This is a genomic window from Acinetobacter sp. LipI_15 (assembly GCF_058242865.1).
Window position 1 is genome coordinate 80,245 of sequence record NZ_JBZAYN010000001.1, and the last position, 18,676, is coordinate 98,920.

Annotated in this window: 18 protein-coding genes; 15 read left to right on the top strand and 3 right to left on the bottom strand. The window is 36.8% G+C overall.

The features are described from left to right. The first annotated feature begins 12 nt into the window (after window positions 1-12). The 12 genes from AC4CU0_RS00340 to AC4CU0_RS00395 all read left to right on the top strand — a co-directional run bounded on the left by AC4CU0_RS00340 (window position 13) and on the right by AC4CU0_RS00395 (window position 12,702). Complete coding sequence (locus AC4CU0_RS00340; RefSeq protein WP_490743609.1) at window positions 13-1,131, top strand: glycosyltransferase; 1,119 nt, start codon at window positions 13-15, stop codon at window positions 1,129-1,131. Then, the gene (locus AC4CU0_RS00345) at window positions 1,128-2,222 is read left to right on the top strand and encodes a glycosyltransferase (protein WP_490743608.1); all 1,095 of its coding nucleotides are present in this window, start codon (window positions 1,128-1,130) and stop codon (window positions 2,220-2,222) included. Before AC4CU0_RS00340 ends, AC4CU0_RS00345 begins: the two co-directional genes overlap by 4 nt. Continuing rightward, window positions 2,219-3,358, top strand: a complete 1,140-nt coding sequence (locus tag AC4CU0_RS00350; protein WP_490743607.1) for a glycosyltransferase family 4 protein — start codon at window positions 2,219-2,221, stop codon at window positions 3,356-3,358. The genes AC4CU0_RS00345 and AC4CU0_RS00350 overlap by 4 nt, the downstream gene beginning before the upstream one ends. A 32-nt stretch (window positions 3,359-3,390) precedes the next feature. Further along, window positions 3,391-3,930 carry a serine O-acetyltransferase gene (locus tag AC4CU0_RS00355; protein ID WP_490743606.1) on the top strand — a complete coding sequence of 180 codons (540 nt, stop codon included), beginning with the start codon at window positions 3,391-3,393 and terminating at the stop codon, window positions 3,928-3,930. 155 nt (window positions 3,931-4,085) lie between these two features. Further along, window positions 4,086-4,694: a sugar transferase gene (locus tag AC4CU0_RS00360; RefSeq protein ID WP_490743605.1), complete on the top strand. Its 609-nt coding sequence runs from the start codon at window positions 4,086-4,088 to the stop codon at window positions 4,692-4,694. Beyond that, entirely contained in the window at window positions 4,687-5,343 is a 657-nt protein-coding gene (locus AC4CU0_RS00365; protein ID WP_490743604.1) for a NeuD/PglB/VioB family sugar acetyltransferase, read from the top strand. The genes AC4CU0_RS00360 and AC4CU0_RS00365 overlap by 8 nt, the downstream gene beginning before the upstream one ends. Before the next feature lie 35 nt (window positions 5,344-5,378). After that, entirely contained in the window at window positions 5,379-6,548 is a 1,170-nt protein-coding gene (locus AC4CU0_RS00370) for a DegT/DnrJ/EryC1/StrS family aminotransferase (RefSeq protein WP_490743603.1), read from the top strand. A 61-nt stretch (window positions 6,549-6,609) separates the two neighbouring features. Continuing rightward, on the top strand, window positions 6,610-8,454 hold the full coding sequence (locus AC4CU0_RS00375) for a polysaccharide biosynthesis protein (RefSeq protein WP_490743602.1): 1,845 nt from the start codon (window positions 6,610-6,612) through the stop codon (window positions 8,452-8,454). Between the two features lie 52 nt (window positions 8,455-8,506). Beyond that, complete coding sequence (locus AC4CU0_RS00380; RefSeq protein ID WP_490743601.1) at window positions 8,507-9,754, top strand: oligosaccharide flippase family protein; 1,248 nt, start codon at window positions 8,507-8,509, stop codon at window positions 9,752-9,754. Further along, window positions 9,747-10,814 (top strand): polysaccharide pyruvyl transferase family protein, encoded by a 1,068-nt coding sequence (locus AC4CU0_RS00385; protein WP_490743600.1) that lies wholly within the window; start codon window positions 9,747-9,749, stop codon window positions 10,812-10,814. The genes AC4CU0_RS00380 and AC4CU0_RS00385 overlap by 8 nt, the downstream gene beginning before the upstream one ends. A gap of 4 nt (window positions 10,815-10,818) precedes the next feature. Next, the gene (locus AC4CU0_RS00390) at window positions 10,819-11,628 is read left to right on the top strand and encodes a glycosyltransferase family 2 protein (protein ID WP_490743599.1); all 810 of its coding nucleotides are present in this window, start codon (window positions 10,819-10,821) and stop codon (window positions 11,626-11,628) included. A 78-nt stretch (window positions 11,629-11,706) separates the two neighbouring features. Continuing rightward, window positions 11,707-12,702 (top strand): EpsG family protein, encoded by a 996-nt coding sequence (locus AC4CU0_RS00395; protein ID WP_490743598.1) that lies wholly within the window; start codon window positions 11,707-11,709, stop codon window positions 12,700-12,702. Between the two features lie 22 nt (window positions 12,703-12,724). Here AC4CU0_RS00395 and AC4CU0_RS00400 read toward each other — a convergent pair whose 3' ends face one another. Further along, window positions 12,725-13,816: a glycosyltransferase gene (locus AC4CU0_RS00400; RefSeq protein ID WP_490743597.1), complete on the bottom strand. Its 1,092-nt coding sequence runs from the start codon at window positions 13,814-13,816 to the stop codon at window positions 12,725-12,727. 341 nt (window positions 13,817-14,157) lie between these two features. Here AC4CU0_RS00400 and AC4CU0_RS00405 point away from each other — a divergent pair, with 341 nt between their 5' ends. After that, entirely contained in the window at window positions 14,158-15,120 is a 963-nt protein-coding gene (locus AC4CU0_RS00405) for an IS30-like element IS18 family transposase (RefSeq protein ID WP_004691346.1), read from the top strand. A 152-nt stretch (window positions 15,121-15,272) separates the two neighbouring features. Here AC4CU0_RS00405 and AC4CU0_RS00410 read toward each other — a convergent pair whose 3' ends face one another. Then, entirely contained in the window at window positions 15,273-15,839 is a 567-nt protein-coding gene (locus AC4CU0_RS00410) for an IS630 family transposase (protein WP_121533679.1), read from the bottom strand. After that, window positions 15,829-16,284 carry a helix-turn-helix domain-containing protein gene (locus AC4CU0_RS00415; RefSeq protein WP_004973749.1) on the bottom strand — a complete coding sequence of 152 codons (456 nt, stop codon included), beginning with the start codon at window positions 16,282-16,284 and terminating at the stop codon, window positions 15,829-15,831. Before AC4CU0_RS00415 ends, AC4CU0_RS00410 begins: the two co-directional genes overlap by 11 nt. A gap of 50 nt (window positions 16,285-16,334) precedes the next feature. Here AC4CU0_RS00415 and AC4CU0_RS00420 point away from each other — a divergent pair, with 50 nt between their 5' ends. Together AC4CU0_RS00420 and galU are read left to right on the top strand one after the other, a co-directional pair. Further along, window positions 16,335-17,684, top strand: coding sequence for an undecaprenyl-phosphate glucose phosphotransferase (locus tag AC4CU0_RS00420; RefSeq protein WP_490747050.1), 1,350 nt, complete (start codon window positions 16,335-16,337; stop codon window positions 17,682-17,684). A gap of 98 nt (window positions 17,685-17,782) precedes the next feature. Beyond that, window positions 17,783-18,658: a UTP--glucose-1-phosphate uridylyltransferase GalU gene (galU, locus tag AC4CU0_RS00425; RefSeq protein WP_490743645.1), complete on the top strand. Its 876-nt coding sequence runs from the start codon at window positions 17,783-17,785 to the stop codon at window positions 18,656-18,658. Window positions 18,659-18,676: the final 18 nt, after the last annotated feature.

Genomic DNA, 18,676 nt, shown 5'->3' on the forward strand with positions numbered 1-18,676 from the left:
TTAGGTCTGATTATGTTGAATAAAGTCATGTTCTTTTTGCCGAGCTTGGGCGGTGGCGGTGCAGAACGTACGGTCATTCAACTGGCGAACAGCTTTGCTGAGCAAGGACTCAAAATTCATTTGGGTGTATGTGATCTTAATGGTGACAAAGCAAAGCTGTTACCAGAAGTGAGCTCTAAAATTGAATTGGTCAATTTTAATTGCGGTCGGGTGATGAATAGCATCACGCCCTTAAAACTGAAAATGAAAGCTGAGCAATACGACTGCTTGGTTGCAACACAAACCCATACCAATATTGTGGCAGGGATTGCGAAAAAACTCGCAGGTGTTGCAACACGTTTGATCTTCCGTGAAGTATCTACGCCGTCAAAAAATATGAAGTTGCAAGGTGTGGCTAAATTTGTGCTGAAAACTTTGGTGAACTGGACCTATCCCATGGCACAGCAAGTGGTCTGTGTTTCCAAAGGGGTGGAAGCCGATTTTCGTGAATATTATGGCTATAAAAATGATAATCTGAGCACGATTTATAACCCTGTATTGGACGATGCCTATTTTGAAAAGCTTAAAGCACCAGTCACACACAAATTTTTGAACGATGACCATAAAGTGATTTTGGCGGTGGGGCGTCTGACTGAAGCAAAGAACTTTGGTTTTCTGATTCGCTCTTTTAAAGCCTTGCATGATCAGCATCCTGAAACTCGATTATTGATTTTAGGTGAGGGCGAACTGCGTGCAGAGTTTGAGGCTCTAGTTGCTGACTTGGGTTTAAAAGACGCGGTGGATTTGCCGGGCTTTGATTCAAATCCATATGCTTATTTTAAATATGCATCGCTATTTGTTTTAAGCTCGAATTGGGAAGGCTTGCCGGGTGTACTTATTCAAGCCTTAGCCTCTAAAGTGAAAGTGGTGAGTACCAACTGTCCAAGTGGACCAATGGAAATTCTAGAAAACTCTAAGTTTGGTTTATTGGTTGAATGCAATGATCAAACAGGTTTGACGCAAGCTATGCAACAGGCAATTTTTGCCGATTATGTAGATTATTCAGAAGCTGATTTTGAATCACATATTCAGCAATTCCACAAAGTAACGGTATTGAGGCAGTACTTAAACATAATGGAGTCTGCAACATGAGCAAACCATTGATGGTGCATGTGATTACCAACTTTGCAGGGGTAGGCGGTGCAGAAATGATGCTGGCGCGTCTGATTCAATATACTGAAAACCAATACCAACACGTGATCATCAGTTTGATGAAAACCTCAGAGGTCTATCAAAGCACTTTGGAGCGTTGTACATCACACCATGCCTTAGGTTGGAATGGCATCAATACCCTGAGTACCATTCAAAAATTACGTAAATTGCTGAAGCAGTTACAACCAAATACCGTGCAATGTTGGATGTATCATGCCAATGCCTTAACCAGTTTGAGTGTCATTGGCTTAGCAAAAAAACCAAAAGTCGTGTGGGGCATTCATCACTCGCTGGCTTCCCCGAAAGAAGAATCCATCAGCACTAAGATTGCTTTAGGTCTAAGTAAAATTTTATCAAAACAACCGAACAGCATTATTTATTGTGCGCATTCTTCATTAGAACAGCACCAAGCATTTGGCTTTCAAAACCCGAATAGTGAGGTGATTGCCAATGGTGTTTTTCTCGATAAGTTTCAGCCAAATTTACAGTTAAATGAACCAACCGTGATTGGTTTTGCAGGACGTTATCACACCGCCAAAGGTTATCCGTATTTGTTTGAAACGATGGGCTTACTGAAAGATAAAAACATCATCTTTAAAGTCGCAGGTAGTGGTGCAAGCTTAAATAACGTGGAAGTGAAAGCTTTATTTGAGCAGTATCAGTTAGATACTCAAAAAGTACATTTGCTTGATCAAATCTCGGACATGCCTGCTTTTTATCAGTCGATTGATGCCTTTTTAATGACCTCGATTACCGAAGGTTTTCCAAATGTATTGGTCGAAGCCATGGCATCAGGTTTGCCGTGTATTAGCACAGATGTGGGTGATGCCAAATATATTGTGCAGGATTTAGGAAGTATTGTTCCAGCACGTAATGCGCAAGCTTTGGCGGATGCCATTTTAGCCTACGCACAAAAATCAGAAGCAGAAAAACAAAGCTTAAAACAGGCGACGCGTGAACGGGTAGAACAGAATTTCAGTATTGCAACTGTTAGCCGTCAATATATGCAGGTGTGGAGCCAACAGGCATGAAGTTTTTAATGATCAGCAGTTTTTTGCCATCTGTACTCAATTTTCGTGGCAAGTTATTAGAAGCGATTTCTGCCCATGGCTATGAAATTCACATCATGGCGCCTGAGTTTGCAAACTTTCCTGAAGAACAACAGAAATTGGAAGCACTTGGCTATCATTTACATGAAATTCCAATGCAACGCACCGGCACCAATCCATTGGCGGATTTAAAACTCCTTAAAAACCTGTATCAGAAGATCCGTCAAATTCAGCCTGACTATGTGCTGTCCTATACCATTAAACCGGTTATTTACGGTACGCTTGCGGCTTGGCTTGCGAAAGTACCGCATCGTTTTGCTTTAATTACAGGTCTGGGCTATGCCTTTCAAAATGTGGAATCTGGCAAGCGTAGTCTGTTTCAAAAGCTGGTGCATGGCTTATATGCGCAAGCGCTCAAACGTAGCGATAAAGTCTTTTTTCAAAACCCAGACGATTTAAAGCTATTCCAAGAGATGCATTTGCTTGATGCCAATAAACCAACTGTGGTAGTGAATGGTTCAGGGGTAAATGTACAAGACTTTGATGTCATGCCTTTACCAAAAAATGAACAAGGGCAGGTCAAAGCCTCTTTCTTACTTATTGCACGGCTTTTGGGTGATAAGGGCGTGCGTGAATATGCTGAATCGGCACGTATCATCAAAGAAAAGCATCCTGAAGCGGAATTTCATTTGGTCGGTTGGATTGATGATAATCCATCAGCGATTGCCCAAACTGAACTTGATGAATGGGTTGCTGATGGTCGGCTGAAATATTGGGGTAAACTGAGTGATGTCCGTCCTGCAATTGCAGAAAGCTCGGTCTATGTTCTGCCATCTTATCGTGAAGGTACACCACGGACTGTATTGGAAGCGATGGCGATGGGTCGTGCAATCATTACTACTGATGCACCGGGTTGTCGTGAAACGGTATCGCACGGTGTGAATGGTTATTTGGTTGCGGTGAAATCAGTCAATGATTTGGTGCAAAGCATGCAGTATTTTATTGAAGATCCCAAACTGATTGAGTATATGGGACAGCGTTCGCGGGAAATTGCGCTGAATAAATATGATGTGCATCAAGTGAATAAGCATATGCTGGCTGAAATGGGTATCCATTAAAGGCGATTCACCCAATTTAAGAGGCGATCCAGATGACCTTAAAATATATAAAAAGTGATTTATACCGTTATACCGGCAATGTCAGTTTTAAAACTTTTTTGAAAACTTATTTTTTCAATCGCGGTTTTAATTTTTCATTTTGGCTGCGTTTAGCCAGCGCGCAAAGTGCGTGGGCAAAACTGGCTTATCCTATTTATTATTATAAAAAAAAGCAGTACGGCATTGATATTCATACCAGCACTAAAATTGGTTACGGCCTCTATATTGGGCATGGTGGGCCGCTAGTTGTTAACCCTACGACTGTGATTGGTAATAATGTAAACTTATCGCAATTTACCACCATTGGTGCAAATGGCGGCCGTCAAGCTGCAGAAATTGGCGATAATGTTTATATTGGGCCCAATGTCTGCATTATTGAACATGTCAAAATTGGCAATAATGCCACTATAGGTGCAGGAAGCGTTGTGACCAAAGATATTCCTGAAAATGCAACTGCGGTGGGAAACTATGCGAAGGTGATCAGCATGAATAATCCGGGTCATGCAGTTAATCGTCGTTGGACAGATCTCTAAACGGCTATATGGTTTGGCTGCTTTTAGAATGAGGAATATTTGAGTCCCTTTGACCGTTGAAATATTTTACAAATCTGATGGCTTTGGACAGGGTATAATCATTGCTAGAAATGAATATTGACTCCGCCATTTTTATCTAACCTCAAGAGTGAACCATGTTAAAGCGCTTATTGGATATTGTGATTGCATCATCTGCGCTAGTGCTGCTGTCTCCTGTATATGCTTTTGTGGCATATAAGGTGCGAAAAAATTTGGGTTCACCTGTGTTGTTCCGTCAGGTGCGTCCGGGGCTCAATGGCAAACCTTTTGAAATGATCAAATTCCGCAGTATGAAAGATGCGGTTGATGCACAAGGTCATTCCTTGCCCGACAGTGAGCGTTTAACACCCTTTGGTCAAATGCTGCGTTCCAGCAGTTTGGATGAAATGCCTGAACTGTGGAATGTGATTAAAGGGGAGATGAGTATTGTCGGACCACGACCACTGCTGATGGAATATTTACCCCTCTATAATGAGCAACAAGCCAAACGTCATAACGTGCGTCCGGGCATCACAGGGTATGCGCAAGTGAATGGTCGTAATGCCATTTCATGGAAAAAGAAATTTGAGCTAGACACATGGTATGTCGAAAACCGTTCATTATGGCTGGATTTTAAAATCATGCTGAAAACGGTACAAAAAGTATTGTCTAAAGATGATATTAGTGCCGAAGGTGAAGCTACCATGAGTAAATTTACGGGTACTTCGGAGCCTAAAGATGACTAAGCTCTATGCAATTTATGGCGCTTCAGGCTGCGGGCGCAGTTTAATGCCTGTTGCACGCCAGCAATTAGCACGTGAAAGCGATGCTTCAGAAATCGTATTTATTGATGATGCCTTAGAATCGGTTGCAGAAGTAAACGGTCATCGTGCCATGAATTACCTCGCATTTTTAAATGAAACGGCTTCAGAAAAATACGTACAAATCGCGATTGCCAATAGCAAAGTCCGTGAAAAAATTGCCAACCGTTTAGAGGTTGATGGTATTGGGCTTTGGTCAATCTCAGCTGATAACGTCATTTTGATGGACGAGGCAGAAATTTCCGAAGGTGCAGCACTCAGTCCATTTGTCACCATCACATCCAATATTAAAATCGGCAAATGCTTTCATGCCAATTTATATAGCTATGTCGAGCATGATTGCATCATTGGGGATTTCGTTACTTTCGCGCCAGGCGTAAAATGCAACGGCAATATTCATATACACGCGCATGCCTATATTGGCGCAGGTGCGATGATTAAGCAGGGCACACCTGATCAGCCTTTAGTGATTGGTGCAGGTGCTATTGTTGGTATGGGTGCTGTCGTGACTAAAAGTGTGCCTCCAGGCGCAACAGTGGTGGGAAATCCCGCCCGTATTGTGACGAAAAAATAGATTTTTAAACTCGATTTTGAGACTAGGAAAACTCCATGTTAAACAGTGCATTTGAACCTTGGCCAAGCTTTACTCAAGCAGAAGCCGATGCGGTATCAAAAGTCCTTTTATCCAATAAAGTGAATTATTGGACAGGGCAAGAATGCCGTGAATTTGAAAAGGAATTTGCACAGTTTGCAGGAACCAAGCATGCAGTTGCCGTTGCTAATGGTACAGTCGCACTCGATTTAGCATTAAAAGCCTTAGGTATTGGTGCAGGCGATGATGTGATTGTTACCTCACGTACGTTTTTAGCTTCGGCAAGCTCGATTGTGACTGCAGGTGCTAATCCTATTTTCGCTGATGTAGAGCGGGATTCACAGAATATTTCTCGACGTACCATTGAAGCAGTGATTACGTCGAATACCAAAGCGATTATTTGTGTGCATTTGGCAGGTTGGATGTGTGATATGGATCCAATCATGCAATTGGCTGAGGAAAAAGGCATTTTTGTGATTGAAGATTGTGCCCAAGCGCATGGTGCAATGTACAAAGGAAAATCCGCTGGTTCCATCGGTCATATAGGCGCATGGTCTTTCTGCCAAGACAAAATCATGACCACGGGCGGTGAAGGCGGCATGGTCACTACCAATGACGAAAGTCTGTGGAAGAAAATGTGGTCGTATAAAGATCACGGCAAAAACTTTGATAGCGTGTATAACAAGCAACATCCGCCGGGATTTCGCTGGCTGCATGACTCATTTGGCACCAACTGGCGCATGATGGAAATGCAGGCGGTGATTGGCCGTTTACAGCTCAAACAAATGCCCGAATGGACTGCAAAACGTAATGCCAATATGGCGCGTATCCAAGCGGCGTTTGAAAATAGTCCGTATTTTACTGTAGTAAAACCGTCTGTTGAATATGTGCATGCAGCCTATAAATGCTATGTGCAAGTGAATACTTCAGCCTTGCCTGAAGATTGGTCGCGTGATCGCGTCATGGCAGAAATCAATGCATTGAATGTGCCTTGTTTTAGCGGCTCGTGTTCAGAAGTGTATTTAGAAAAAGCATTTGATGGTACGCCTTGGCGTCCTGCGCAGTCTTTACCTCAAGCTAAACAGCTCGGTACAACAAGTTTAATGTTCCTTGTACACCCAACATTGTCTGAGCACAGCTTGCAGAAAACCGTGGATGTGATCCAAGCGGTGATCGCAAAAATCTAAACCTGAAAAGAGCGTATAATATTCGCTCTCATCCGCTTTATTGACCCCATTTGAGCATCTTGTGAAAGACATTATCCGTTCTATAGCATCATTACCGCGTCGCCAAAAACAAATCGTTTTGGTGCTGATGGATATTTGTGTTTTACCGCTGATGATGTGGCTGGCTTATGCCATACGTTTGGCACGTCCCAATGTTCAGGTCATGCAAGGACTGGATGCTTGGTATATTTATGTCGGTGTGGTTGGCATTCTGATTTATGCTTTGCTCGGTATTTACCGTGCAATTGTGCGTTCATTTAATGAAGATTATTTGCTGCGGATTTTAATCGGGACATTTATTCAAATCGTGGCGCTGTACACGATTAAAAAATTGAATGTTGCATTTATTCCCATGAGTATTCCGCTCATGTATGGCTTTATGCTGTTTTCATACATGTGGTGGAGCCGTGCCGTCATTCGTTATGCAACCTTAAAAACCTTTGCCAAAAAGCAAAGCCGTAAACGTGTGGCGATTTATGGCGCAGGGCTGGCAGGTCAGCAAATTGCAGCGGCCTTAAACCGTTCAGATGACTATTTACCTGTGTGTTTTATTGACGATAAACTCTCCTTACAAGGGCAGTCACTGAGTGGTTTAAAGATTTATTCACCCAAAAAAGCGCAAGCAAAACTTGGAAAATTCGGTATTGAAGAAGTATTACTTGCCATGCCTTCTGTGGGACGTGCGCGTAAAAAAGAGATTATTGAGTCTTTTGATACGGCAGATGTCAAAATTATGGAACTGCCAGGGGTAACCCAACTTGTGGATGGTCAAGTCCAAGTTTCAGATATTCGTGAAGTGGATATTATCGACCTATTGGGACGTGATCCTGTACCGCCGAAACCTGAACTCTTAGAAAAAAATATTAAAAATAAAGTGGTCATGGTGACAGGGGCGGGCGGTTCGATTGGTTCTGAGTTATGCCGTCAGATCGTGAAGCATCAGCCGAAAATGCTCGTGTTGTTTGAAATGTCTGAATTTGCTTTGTATTCAATTGATCGTGAATTGCAGGCTTCTGATATACAAATTATTCCAGTGCTAGGTTCTGTCACCAATCAGCAAAAATTAGAACGTATTATTCAAGAGTACAAAGTGCAGACGGTTTATCACGCCGCAGCTTATAAACATGTACCACTTGTTGAAGCAAACCCATTTGAAGGTATTTATAATACGTCTATTGGTACACAGCGTAGTGTCGATGCAGCGGTGAATCAAAATGTTGAAACTTTTGTTTTAATTTCAACAGATAAAGCTGTACGTCCAACCAATGTCATGGGTGCGTCTAAACGCATGGCAGAGCTGTATTGTCAGGGCTTGGCATCTACAAATCCAAACACCCAAATCAGTATTGTACGTTTTGGCAATGTTCTAGGTTCGTCAGGTTCTGTCGTTCCTTTGTTTAAAAAGCAGATTGCTCAAGGCGGGCCTGTTACAGTAACGCACCCAGAAGTCACGCGTTATTTTATGACCATTCCTGAGGCAGCTCAGCTTGTGATTCAGGCAGGTGCGATGGGTACTGGTGGTGATGTATTTTTATTGGATATGGGTGAGCCAGTTAAAATAGTAGACTTAGCTAAACAAATGATTCGTTTGAGTGGTTTTCGAGCAATAGATGAAAATGGTATAGGTGATATTGAGATACAATTTACAGGTCTACGTCCGGGTGAAAAATTATATGAAGAGTTGTTGATTGATGAAGAGGGTGTAGAAAAAACCAATCATGAGCGCATCCTAAAATCTTTCGAAAATTATTTAAGTTTTACAGAGATAAAGAGTGTTTTTAAAATACTCCAAAGTTATAATCTAAAAGATGACTATAAAGAATTAATACGAATTTTAAATACATGTGTTGATGGTTTTAATCGTTAATAATATTTTATTTAAATAATCGAAATGAAATATATAAGGTAATATCGAGTTAATGAGTAATATTGTTAAATATATAATTGTTGCCTCAGGGACAGCTATAGGAACTGGCTCGAATTTTTTAATGCAAGTTTTTTTAGCAAATAAGTTGAGTACAGAAGGTTTTGGTTTTTTTACATCTATTTTTAATATAGTTAATTTAATATCACCATTAATTGCATTTGGTGTAACAGGTTTTTTGTTAAAATGTTATGGGGAAGAGGGTTATAGAGCAAAAAAATGGTTTAAATCTGTTTTAATTTTTAATTTAATAACAGTGATTTTTTCTTTTTTTGTTTTTAACTTATTTTTTTTGGAGGAGAAGGATAAGTTATTAGTATTTTTATTCTTTATATATATGGCATCAATTTCATTTAATAATTTTAATTTAATGAGATTTCAGGTGGGTGAAAGATTTGGTAGTTATGCTTTTTGGCTAGGCTTTCCAAATTTCATGCGATTGGTTTTATTATTTTTATTTATTAGTTACATAGGTGTTAGTATACTTAGTGTAGGAATTTTATTTTCTGTTTCAAGTATTATAGTTTTACTTTACTCATTCTACTCAATGTTTCTAATGAGTAAAGGTGATATTTATGTAAAATATGAAGGAACTAGTAGTAAAAGTGAATCGAGCAATCTTCTTAATTTGTTGAAAAATAGTTATCCTTATGGTTTGTCTGGTTTATTTTATTTAATTTATTATCAAATAGATATTGTTGTATTAAAATATTATGTTTCTTATACAGAAATAGCATATTATGGTGTTTCTATCTTGTTTATCTCAGCAATTTGTTTGTTGCCTACGATATATTATCAACAAATTTGCATGCCAAAAATTCACTATTGGGCAGCGCATAATGTGGATATGTTAAAGTTATTTTATAGAAAAAATTTAATATACTCATTATTTTTAGGTATATTTTTTTATATTTTGATTAATTTTTTCATAGAAAAAATAATATTCTTATTTTTTGACGATAAATATTTAAAAGTTTTGGATTTTTTCTATATACTATCAATTATAATTATATTTAAATTTATTAGTCAAAGTTCAGGTGCTATACTAAATAGTGGTAAGTTTATTAATCAAAAAGTAAAAATCATGGGTGCTGCAGCACTTTTGAACTTAATTTCGAATTTGATTTTAATTAAATTTTATGGGCTGAATGGAGCGATTTATTCAACTATTTTAACAGAGCTATTTTTAGTAATATATTTTTCAGTATATCTTAAATTAAATATTAGGAAGTTGTATGGGTAAGAGTCTAATTACTGGTTATTATGGCATGAAGAATTATGGCGATGATTTATTCTCAGTTCTTACTTTTTTAGCATTAAATAAATATAAAATAGTAGAAAATTGTCAAGTTTTATCGCCTGTGCTAAATGATGAAATAACTTTAAATCACTCATGTCTTCCAATTTTTAATCATGGATACCCTTATTTAAATAAATATGGAACACTTGTAAGAACCTTAAATGTATTAAATTCTCTTAGAGGTGAAGTTGATAATATATTTTTCTCAGGTGGATCTCTATATAACAGTGAAAATTTTACAACTGCAGATATAATGTATAAAAAGAAGAATTGTAAATTTCATGCATTAGGTGTTTCAGTCGGTCCTTATCATAGTGTTAATGCTGAGAAAAAGGTTATTGAAAATTTAAAGAAATATACATATATTTCTGTACGTGATAAAGCATCATATGAACGAGTGCTATCATATAACTTAGATGCAAAAATTGTACTTGCGAGTGATTTAGCTGGTTTGGGTTTTGATCTTATTGAAAAGAAAGAAAAAGTTAAAAATGAGATTAAAAAGATTGGTTTTTCACCTTGCTTGGTTGAAAATAATGCTGAAAAAACAGAGTTATATATCAATCAGTTCTATGAAAAAATATTATCTATAAATAGTAAAGAATTTGAGGTTGTTGTATTGTGTTTAAATGAAAATCCTATAAATGGGGATGTTGATTTATGCCAGAAAATCCATAAAAGGTTATTAGAAAATAATATTAATTCTAAATTGTTTTATTATAGTAATTTAGGTGTGGTTGGCACATGGAGTATGATTAATAATCTAGATTATTATTTTACAGTACGATTACATGGAGCTATAACTGCATATTTGACGAATACTCAATTTTATCTTTTCGAATATCATGAAAAATGTACTGAATTTTTGAAATATATTGGAAAGTATAATGATGAGAAATTCGATTTATATAGTGATTTTAAAATGAATGCTGAATTGCCAATTGAAAATTATTTCAATTTATCTAAAAAAAATATTATTGAGCACCCTCTGTACAAGGGATAAAATTATGAAATCTAATATATCTATATCAGTTGTAATCCCTTGTTATAATTCCAATATGACCATTGTGCGTGCCTTGGATAGTGTACTATCTCAATCGTTACACCCAAATGAAGTTGTTTTAGTTGATGATTGTGGTCAAGAAAATCTTAAAGAATATATTGATAGTATAAAAGACAAATACAACCATTATTTTGATGTCAAAGTTATAATTTCTGAAAAAAATGGTGGTGCTGGTTCTGCTAGAAATATTGGTTGGGATAACTCGATTGGGGATTTGATCGCTTTCCTAGATTCAGATGATTCTTGGTTGCCAGAAAAATTAGAAAAACAAATTCGATATTTTGAGAATGATAAGGATTTAGAAATTTTGGGGGCTAACCATTTTGTAGAGTTGGAAGATGGGACCTTAAAAAAAGAAAAATTGGTCAATTCGAGTTTAGAGTCTGTTTGTTTAAGCAATTTTAAATATTTAATTAAAAATCGGTTCGCAACATCAACTGTAGTACTAAAAAGAAATCTTAATTTTAGGTTTGAAGATGGTAAGCGATATTCAGAAGATTTTTTGTTGTGGAGCCAAATTGTTTTATCTGGATCTAAGTCACTTATTATGACGGATTATGTTTGTATTTATCATAAACCTATGTTTGGATCATCGGGTTTAAGTTCACATCTGTCAAAAATGATAAAAGGTGAGTTGAATACATATAAGTCACTATTTAATCAGGGTTATTATTCAGTATTTTTTCTAATTGGGATTCTTATATTTTCTTATTTGAAATATATCAGACGAGTTTTTATCTCCAGTCTACGATAAAATGAATATTCTTTAATTTAGTGGATCATTATGCTTATATACCTAGGTCTTCTTACTTTTGTTCTATTTTGGATATGGTTGGAAAAAGTTGCGTTAAATCGTAAAGCTATTATAGTTCCGTGTATAGCGCTTATTGGTTTTGCTACATTAAGAGATTATACAATAGGTACTGATACACCTACCTATACACGATTTTTCAGAGATGCAATTGATTTAAATTATTATATCTTTGATCCTCGAATAGAATATGGTTATCAGTTGCTAGTTTATATTTTGTTACATATAACTCATAATTATTATATTTTATTTTTAGCTTCTTCTTTAATAATTGTTCCCTCAACACTATATATATTGAGGAAATATTCTGTTAATTATACTCTATCAGTATTTATATATATATCTTTTGCATTTTATACTTTTTACTTTAATACAATTAGACAAGGAATAGCAATATCTATATGTATGTTGGGCTTATATTTCTTTGTAAATAAGAAAACATTGCCTTATTTTTTTGTTGTATTACTAGCATCATTTTTTCATGTGTCGTCATGGGTTATGATGCTTATTTATATATTAGTTCATTATGTAAATATTAGAATAGAATTTAAAGCATTAATTTCATTTCTTGTAACTTTTTTGGGAGTGAACTATGTAATTCAGTTTATGGCATCAGATAATGATCGTTATAGTCATTATACTGAGCAAGCTGATAATGCAGGTGGCTATTTGCTAATGGCATTTTATACTGTCATAGCAATTTTTATATACTTAAACGGTAAGTTTTTAAGAGAAAATAATAAGTTATTTAAAGCTTTAGAGGAAATTTTTATTATAGGTATCGCTTTGGTTCTTCCGATTGTTTTGTTAGGGACAGATCCTTCTGGCCCGCAAAGGATATTATATTTCTTCTCATTCTATATTATTTTTTTGATACCTTTAATTTTAGATAGATATAAGAATGTATATATAAATTTTATATTTGTTATATTATCTATTATTTATTTTTGTTTAGTTACTGAGTCTTTATATGAGATATATCCTTATGTGTTAAACAACTACTTCACCTTAATATAGGAAAGGAGGGAGAAGCTCCCTCTTATTTGTATAGAAGTAAATTTTTTATATTCATGGAATTTTCAGAATATTTTCTTTTAAAAACATCAATGGAATTTTGGTTATTTTTCTCAAAATCAATAGTATGAATTTGCTTGAAACAAGCGGAGAGCGACTCAGAATTTAGTTTGAAAAATGTTACATGAGGCTGTTTATTATCTTCAAGTTCTATGAATGCTTCGATATTACTTGCAATGATAGGTAAACCGTAACTCATTGCCTCCAATGGAACCATAGCAAATCCTTCCCAACGACTTGGAATAACCAGTGCATCATGATTTAAATACTGTTCTTCTAGTTGATGTGGTTTTAACCAACCTAACTCATTTATTTTAATATTTTTACTATCTTTAAACTGAATTTTATCCTCACTATTTACTGCCTCACCAACTAATGTAAATTCGTAAGAAATATTAGTATTTTCTTTAGAAAGGATTTCTATGGCTTTTGACAAGATATCAATACCTTTCTGATAATCAAAACGACCTACAAAAAGTAGTTTATAATGTGTTTTGTTGTTGGCAGTAAATGTATTAGATTTAGATTTAAGCTTAACGCCATTATGAATTACTACTAATTTTTCTTTCTTAAATCCAGCTTTTATAGCTGCATTATATTCACTTTGACTCACACAAATAATCTTATCTGTACATTTAGCCAGAAGCAACTCAGCAAAGCTATAGATCCATTTCTTAAATGAGCTAGTCTCCATAAGAAAACCAAATGCATGAGGACAATAAATTATTCTTATTTTTCTCCTTTGGCCAGTGATAAGGACTGCTATACGGCCTAGAAGGCCTGCAAAAGAGCTGTGTAAATGAACAATGTCAGGCTTTTCTTTTAGGATAGTGTTGATCAATACCCAAAAAAAAGAAAGCATTCCAGAAATGCTTCTACCTGATCTAGTGAATTCTATTTCTTTTAGATTTTTGATTTTTATTAAATTTTCGGATTGGTCGGATGGGACAATGCATATAACTTCACATCCATTTTGTTTCGTTTGATATTCTGTAAGGCTATTAATTACAGTGGCAACGCCACCTTTTATTGTTTCCGCAGCATGCAATATTTTCATGTGTAGGCTTCAAATATATTTTGTGTAGATTATACCTTTAGATTAACTTGCGTTGAAGAAAATTGCTTATAAAAATTCCAATTCGCTAGATTTAAAGTGTGCAATCTTACAGGGAGTTGATCTATAATAATTATCTGCTAATATAATGCAGTTTGAGATATTTTTATAATTTTCTGTAATGTAATGAACTCTTTATTATATGATTGATTTAAAAATTATTCCAATTGTATTATATTTCGCAGATTCAAATCCCAAGTGCAACACATTTGTAGTTAGTTGAAAAAGTTAGGTGTATTCATAGAATCATTAGACTTTTTCAACTCGCAATTGGAAAGCACACAATGAAGAAATACACCCAACTTTCTCAAGATGAAAGATACGAAATTTATGCTACTTTGAAAAGTAAAAGTTCAATCGCTACCCTTGCTCGGGAATTAGGACGTTCACGATCAACCATCTACCGTGAATTAAAAAGAAATACTGGGCAACGTGGATATAGAGCTCAACAGGCAGCTAAATTTGCAAGTCAAAGACGGTACCGTCCTTCATCATCAATGACAGCATTTGCCTTCGCTTATATTGATTATTTGATTGGTTTGGACTGGTCACCCGAACAAATTTCAGGTGCTTTAACACAACGCGGTTGGCTGGATGTACCTTCACATGAGTGGATTTACCAGTACATTTATCAAGATAAATCAAAAGGCGGTAAACTTCATCTACATTTAAGGCATCAGAAGAAATATCGAAAACGCGGTTACAAAAACACGGATCGTAGGGGTCAAATCATTGATAAAACAAGTATTCACTGCCGACACCAGGTCATTGATCAACGACAACGTTTAGGAGATTTCGAAGGTGACACGGTGATTGGTAAACATCATAAAGGTGCTTTATTGACTCTCGTTGATCGAAAGAGCCTGTATGTACATATTGTTCATTTAGGGCCAACAAGAGCATCCTCTCAAACGATTACTTGTGCATTAGATCGTTTACAAATGAGCCATGCTTATAGTGTGACATTTGATAATGGCAAAGAATTTTCCGAACACAAAAGAATTACTGATGCTGGCATAGAGACGTATTTTGCTGATCCTTACAAGTCTATTCAGCGAGCTAGAAATGAAAATACGAATGGTTTAATCCGTCAATATCTGCCAAAATCATCATCGTTTGATGGCGTGTCAAACGAACAAATAGAGCAGATAGAATTTGCACTCAACCATCGTCCTAGAAAAACACTAGGTTGGTATACACCGAGTGAAGTTATGGCTGGTTTTTATACTGTTGCACTTGCCGCTTGAATCCGCCTTTGTCAAACTTATAGTATGTATAAATTTTTTTTTATACATGCATCATTAGATTATCTGTCTGTTAGGATAGGGTCTTCGATAAATAACAAATTCAAATCATGGGCAAAAGATGGCATCAAGACTGAACGCTTCATAAGCTGTCATTAAAAAGTAAACATGTATTCTTTTCCGAATTGGTTTGATACTCTCTCCACCCATTGCTCTATTTTATCAGCTGTCATGACTTGAAAATCTCGCCAATAATATTTCATCTGCTTCCATACCATCTCGATTCGATTTAACTCAGGGCTATAAGCTGGAATAAAATACAAATTCGTCGAAAAGTTACTTTTAAGTAGCTCTCTGTAATCAGCCATCTTTTTACTTCTATGAATCGAGGCATTATCAACAATAAGAACCAATGGAAGGTTATAAGTCTGTTTTACTTGTTGAGCTATTCCAGTTAAATAGGCATAAAACCAAGTGCTTGTAACTGACTCTTGTAAACAACTTGTCACCAGTTTCCCCGTTGAAAGCAAACACCCCATGACATTAACTCGTTTTAATCTTATTGCATCAACCGCATGAACATCACCTATCTTTGTCCACGCATAGCGGTTATCAGGTGTAGATGAAAACCCTGTTTCATCAACATAACCTAATATAATTTCACCACGTGCCGCTTGCTCTCGTAATTTTTCAATCTGCTGTGTTGCTTGTTCAAATGCAATCGGATCTCTTTTTTTTCAAGCTATGACGGGTACGCTTGAAGACCATACCTGAATCTCGTAAAAACTTACGAATGGTTTCAACAGACACGGACACTTCGTATTCTTCATGTAGTTTGACTCGGATTTGTTCTGCATTGAGTGGACTTGTATTGACCCAATCTAGGATTTTCGCCTGATAGTCTGAGATCAATGTATTGGGCCGACCTGAGCGATGACCTTCTTTAATCGATTCAAACTCATACAATTCCCAACGTCGGCGTTGTAGCCTTATGGTTTCTGGTATACGTTCTTGTAGAGTGGCAACTTCCGCAACACTTTTACCTTCAGAAAGCCAGAGAATAGTTTGGGCACGTTGTCTTTCACGCCAATGTTTTGCATGCTTGGCCAGAAAAATGAGTCGTTCTCGCTGTTCTAAACTAAGTGGTACAGAAACAATTCGAGGCATGTGTGAACATCTGTTAACTAAAAAAACTTTTTTCGCATGATTAGTTATTTTTGTCAACTTATGTATCTATATTGCAAAGATTTTGTGATGTTTTAGCAATTTATGTCGCTTTATATATCGTCTTTAACTTAAACTCTCTCGAAATCACGCATCAGGCAATGCTTGTATTTCTTTGTATGGTCAGCCTTTTTCAGCTCATTGGCGGTTTGACTGATTTTTACAGATCATGGCGCGGTGTAAGCTTGTTTAATGAGCTGATTGCCTGTTTAAAGAATGTCTTGATGAGCTCGTGCTTATTGCTGCCATTTGTATGGTTTTATTCTGATATAAATGTTGCCCTATTGATTCAGTATTTCTGCGCTGTTTTATTTCTAATGGGCATCATGCGGGTTTTTGTACGCTTAATTTACGCAATTTCATTTAAAATATTTAAAAAATCCAGAAATATCATTGTTATTGGTGATTCGTCAAAAGCTTTAAAATTATTCAATGATCTTAAGAAGTCTGAGTGGATTGGATTTAATCCATTAGGCGTATTCAGTTTTAATTCAAATTATAATATGGCTGATTACAATGGCACGGCAGATCATGCTGTTGAGATCATTCAGAATCAAGATATTAATCAAGTTTATATTGTGACGACACAGCAGAATATCGAACAAGTCGACAATCTGCTGAAAATTTTATCTGATACTACCTGCTCTACGGTGATTGTGCCTGAATTATTCAGTTATGATTTTTTATATTCCCGTGTAGAGGATATTAATGGTACGCCGATTATTCCCATTATTGATACGCGAATTAAAGGCATTAATATTTTCCTGAAGCGTGTCGAGGATATTTGTGTTGCCTCAGTCATATTGCTGATGATTTCACCGCTGCTGCTGTGCATTGCGGTCGCGATTAAGCTGAACTCCAAAGGCCCTGTATTTTTCAAGCAAGTTCGTTACGGCCTAAATGGCAAGCCTATTTTAGTCTATAAATTCAGAAGCATGTCTGTAATGGAAAATGGTTCTGAAGTGAAGCAGGCGGTGAAGAATGATCCGCGTGTAACCAAAGTTGGGGCTTTTATCCGCAAAACATCCTTGGATGAATTGCCTCAATTTATTAATGTGATTTTAGGCAATATGTCGGTTGTCGGCCCCCGCCCGCATGCCGCAGCCCATAATGAAGAATACCGCAAACTGATTACCGGCTATATGCTTCGCCACAAAGTAAAGCCTGGCATTACAGGGCTTGCTCAGATCCGCGGCTGGCGCGGTGAAACAGATACGCTGGATAAGATGGAAAAGCGGGTAGAATGCGATTTGGAATATATTCGCACATGGAGCCTGCTGCTGGATCTTAAAATTATATTTTTAACGGTCTTTAAAGGTTTTATTAATAAGGCTGCTTATTAATCTATTTATATCTAAATACTGGATAAAATGTTTATTAAATTTGTGTTCATATTTAATAAACACCAGTTTAAAAAATTTAAGCTTAAAAGTGTGATGCAATGATCAAAAAAGCAATTCTTCCAGTCGCTGGTTTAGGTACCCGTTTTCTGCCAGCCAGCAAATCAATTCCTAAAGAAATGGTGACAGTTGTTGACCGTCCAGCAATTGAATATGTTGTCAAAGAAGCTGTGGCTGCAGGGATTGAGCAGATTATTTTGGTGACGCATTCTTCAAAAGCATCGATTGAAAATTATTTTGACCGCAACTTTGAGCTGGAAACAACATTAGAGAACAAAAAGAAATACGATTTATTAAAGTCGATTACTGAAATTGTTCCAGATCATGTCAGTATTGTGAGTGTGCGTCAGCCACAGCCGCTGGGTTTAGGGCATGCGGTATTATGCGCTAAAGATATTGTGGGCAATGAAGCCTTTGCGGTGCTGCTGCCGGATGTGCTAGTGAAAGACACTGACTCAAAAAATGATTTGGCGCAGATGATTGAACGCTTTAATGAGGTCAATGCTTCTCAGATTATGGTGGAAGCTGTGCCTGATCATATGGTGGATCAATACGGCATTGTGGATGTTGAACACAGTCCTGAAGAAGGCAAAAGCATCGTCATGCAGGGCATTGTTGAAAAGCCGGCTGCAGGTACAGCGCCTTCAAATCTTTCAGTTGTTGGCCGCTATGTGCTGCCTGCTCAAATTATGAAGCTGCTTCAGGAAACGCCTAAAGGCGCCGGCAATGAAATTCAGCTAACGGATGCTATAGCAATGCTGCAAAAAACCGAAGCTGTTGAAGCTTACCGCATGAAAGGCCAAACCTTTGACTGCGGCAGCAAATTGGGCTATTTAAAAGCGGTACTGCATTATGGTGTTGATCACCCTCAATTGGGCGATGATTTTAAAGCGATGATTCAAGAATTGAATTTATAAAGAGGGAAATCAGAGAAG